General features: G+C 65.1%; 7 protein-coding genes. All 7 read right to left on the reverse strand.

Annotation, left to right across the window (positions count from 1 at the left end; genetic code table 11):
* A partial coding sequence (gene rplV, locus AC2VON_RS07995) for a 50S ribosomal protein L22 (RefSeq protein ID WP_486952467.1) occupies positions 1-431 on the reverse strand: 431 nt, incomplete at its 3' end.
* On the reverse strand, positions 428-709 hold the full coding sequence (gene rpsS / locus AC2VON_RS08000; RefSeq protein WP_486952468.1) for a 30S ribosomal protein S19: 282 nt from the start codon (positions 707-709) through the stop codon (positions 428-430). The genes rplV and rpsS, both read right to left, overlap by 4 nt.
* A gap of 20 nt (positions 710-729) precedes the next feature.
* Positions 730-1,569 carry a 50S ribosomal protein L2 gene (gene rplB, locus AC2VON_RS08005; RefSeq protein WP_486952469.1) on the reverse strand — a complete coding sequence of 280 codons (840 nt, stop codon included), beginning with the start codon at positions 1,567-1,569 and terminating at the stop codon, positions 730-732.
* A gap of 27 nt (positions 1,570-1,596) precedes the next feature.
* On the reverse strand, positions 1,597-1,899 hold the full coding sequence (gene rplW, locus AC2VON_RS08010) for a 50S ribosomal protein L23 (protein WP_486952470.1): 303 nt from the start codon (positions 1,897-1,899) through the stop codon (positions 1,597-1,599).
* A complete protein-coding gene (gene rplD, locus AC2VON_RS08015; protein WP_486952471.1) occupies positions 1,900-2,574 on the reverse strand; it encodes a 50S ribosomal protein L4 in 675 nt (224 codons plus the stop codon). It abuts the gene before it with no gap.
* A complete protein-coding gene (gene rplC / locus AC2VON_RS08020) occupies positions 2,574-3,224 on the reverse strand; it encodes a 50S ribosomal protein L3 (RefSeq protein WP_486952472.1) in 651 nt (216 codons plus the stop codon). Before rplC ends, rplD begins: the two co-directional genes overlap by 1 nt.
* A 26-nt stretch (positions 3,225-3,250) precedes the next feature.
* On the reverse strand, positions 3,251-3,534 hold a 284-nt coding region (gene rpsJ, locus AC2VON_RS08025; RefSeq protein WP_486952473.1), incomplete at its 5' end, for a 30S ribosomal protein S10.

The raw sequence follows: 3,534 nt of genomic DNA on the forward strand, positions 1-3,534 counted from the left end.
GCGGTGGCGGCCTTGCTGGCCTGTGCCCGAAGCGCCCGAGCCGCGCTCGCCGACCCGGAACCACGCTGCTCCTTGACCGGCCTACTCTCCACCACCACGGTGATGTGGCTGGTACGGCGGCGAATCCGGAAGGCACGCCCCTGCGCTCGCGGGCGGATACGCTTCGCGGTCGGTCCCTCGTCGGCATAGACGGTGGCCACTACCAGCGTCGTCGGATCCAGCCCATTGTTGTTTTCGGCGTTGGCCGCTGCGCTCGCGATCGCTTTGGCCACCGGAAGACTTGCCGACTGCGGCGCCCAGCGCAGGATGTCCAGCGCTTCGGCCACGGGCTTACCGCGCACCAGGTCGATCACCCTGCGCGCCTTGCTGGCCGACACCCGCACAAAGCGCGCTTTGGCGACCGCCGTCGGATATTCAGTGGTAACACTCACCGCCGCTTAGCCTTCCGGTCGTCTTTGATGTGCCCCTTGAAGGTGCGCGTCGGGGCGAATTCGCCGAGCTTGTGTCCGACCATCGATTCGGTGACGAACACCGGTACATGCTTGCGGCCGTCGTGGACGGCGAAGGTGTGCCCAACGAAGTCCGGTGTGATGGTCGACCGACGCGACCATGTCTTGATGACCTGCTTGGTGTTCTTCTCGTTCTGCGCGTCGACCTTCTTGAGCAGATGGTCGTCGACGAACGGACCTTTCTTGAGGCTGCGTGGCATGCCTGCGTCTCCTCCGCTTCCTACCGGTGCTTCTTGCCGGTGCGCCGGCGTCGGACGATGAGCTTGTCGCTGGGCTTGTGCCGCCGCCGTGTTCGGCCCTCGGGCTTGCCCCACGGGCTGACCGGGTGCCGGCCACCGGAACTCTTGCCCTCACCACCGCCGTGCGGGTGGTCGACCGGGTTCATCACCACGCCGCGGACCGACGGCCGCTTGCCCTTCCACCGCATCCGGCCGGCCTTGCCCCAGTTGATGTTGGCCTGCTCGGCGTTGCCCACCTCGCCTACGCTGGCACGGCAGCGCACGTCGACACGGCGGATCTCGCCGGACGGCATGCGCAGTGACGCGTAGCTGCCCTCTTTGCCCAGCAATTGGATGCTCGACCCCGCTGAGCGGGCCAGCTTGGCGCCACCGCCCGGCCGCAACTCCACCGCATGGATCAGGGTGCCGGCCGGGATGTTGCGCAGCGGCAGGTTGTTGCCCGGCTTGATGTCGGCGTTGGGACCGGACTCCACCACATCGCCCTGCGAGAGACCTTGCGGTGCAATGATGTAGCGCTTCTCACCGTCGAGGTAATGAAGCAACGCTATCCTTGCCGTGCGGTTGGGATCGTATTCGATGTGTGCGACCTTCGCGTTTACGCCGTCTTTGTCGTTGCGCCGGAAGTCGATCACCCGGTAGGCGCGCTTGTGTCCGCCGCCCTTGTGCCGGGTGGTGATCCTGCCGTACGCATTGCGTCCACCGCGGCCGTGCAGCGGGCGCACCAGCGACTTTTCCGGCGTAGAACGCGTGATCTCGGCGAAATCGGAGACGCTGGCACCGCGACGACCCGGTGTCGTCGGCTTGTACTTACGAATTCCCATGTCTGCTATGTCTTTCTCTCACGTCGACTACGCCGGGGCTGTGAACACGTCGATCGGCTTACTGCCGGGCACCAGGGTCACGATGGCGCGCTTGGTGTCCTTGCGCTTGCCGAATCCGGTCCGGGTGCGCTTCCGTTTGCCTGGCCTGTTAGCGGTGTTCACCGAGGCCACCTTGACCGAAAAGATCTTTTCGATCGCGATCTTGATCTGCGTCTTGTTCGAGTCCGGGTGCACGATAAAGGTGTAGGTGTTCCCTCCTATCAGCCCATAGGATTTCTCCGAAATCACCGGGGCGATGATGATGTCGCGGGGATCGGTTACCGTTGCCATCTACGACGAAACCCCTTCCTGATCTTTAGCGTCTCGCGTGTCCGCGCGGGCGGCGCTGATGTAGGCATCCAGCGCCTCGACGGAGAACACCACGTCGTCGGCGCGCAGCACGTCATAGGTGTTGAGCTGGTCCGGGGCAAGAATGTGCACTCCGGGCAGGTTGCGTATGCTCTTCGCGCCGGTTTCGTCGCTGCGCCCGATGACCACCAGCAACTGCTTGCGATCGGTCAGCGCGTCCAGAACCTTCATGGCGCTCTTGGTCGACGGGGTCTGGCCCGCCACCAGTTCGGTGATCGCGTGGATACGGCCGTTGCGTGCGCGGTCCGACAGTGCACCGCGCAGCGCGGCGACGATCATCTTCTTCGGGGTCCGCTGGCTGTAGTCGCGCGGTTTCGGGCCGTGCGCCACACCGCCGCCGGTGAACTGCGGGGCTCGGATCGAACCCTGCCGCGCGCGGCCGGTGCCCTTCTGCCGGTACGGCTTGCGGCCGCCGCCGCGCACCTCGCCGCGGGTCTTCGTCGAGTGGGTGCCCTGCCGGCGCGCGGCCAGCTGGGCGGTCACCACCTGATGCATCAACGCGATATTGGCGGGGACGTCGAACAGCTCGGCCGGCAACTCGATCGAGCCACTCTTCTTGCCGTCCGGGGTCTTGACGTCAATTGTGATGCCGGCCACTACTTCTCACCCTTTTTGATTGCGCTGCGGACCAGGACCAGCCCACCGTTGCGTCCCGGGATGGCACCCTTGATCAACAGCACACCGTTCTCCACATCGACCTTGTGCACCAGGAGATTTTGCGTGGTGACGCGGTCGTTGCCCATCCGGCCCGACATCCGGGTGCCCTTGAACACCCGGCCGGGAGTGGAGCAGCCGCCGATGGAACCCGGGCGGCGGTGCACCGCCTGGGTGCCGTGACCGGCGCCCTGGCCGGCAAAGCCGTGCCGTTTCATCGTGCCGGCGTAGCCCTTGCCCTTGGACGTGCCGGTCACATCGACGTAGCTGCCGTCGGTGAACATCTCCGCGGTCAGTTCCTGGCCGACTTGATAGCCCGCTGCCGCTTCGTCGTCGAGGCGCAACTCGGCCAGGTGCCGGCGCGGATTGACTCCCGCCGCAGCGTATTGACCGGTCAGCGGCTTGTTCACCTTGCGCGGGCTGATCTCGCCGTAGGCCAGTTGCACAGCGCTGTAGCCGTCCCGCTCCGGCGTGCGGACGCGCGTCACCACGTTGGGTCCGGCTTTGACCACCGTCACCGGAACAACTCTGTTGTTCTCGTCGAACACCTGCGTCATACCCAGCTTGGTACCCAGAATGCCTTTACGTTCCATGGTTGTGTAGCGCTCCTACCGGGTTGCTATTGGATATTGACGTCGACGCTGGCCGGCAGATCGATGCGCATCAGGGCGTCAACGGTCTTCGGAGTGGGATCGATGATGTCGATCAGCCTTTTGTGGGTGCGCATCTCGAAGTGCTCCCGCGAGTCCTTGTACTTGTGCGGGGACCGGATGACGCAGTACACGTTCTTCTCGGTCGGCAAGGGCACCGGACCCACCACGCTGGCACCGGTGCGGGTGACCGTCTCGACGATCTTGCGCGCCGAGGCGTCAATGGCCTCATGGTCGTAGGCCTTGAGCCTGA

The organism is Mycobacterium sp. TH-M82 (assembly GCF_057473605.1).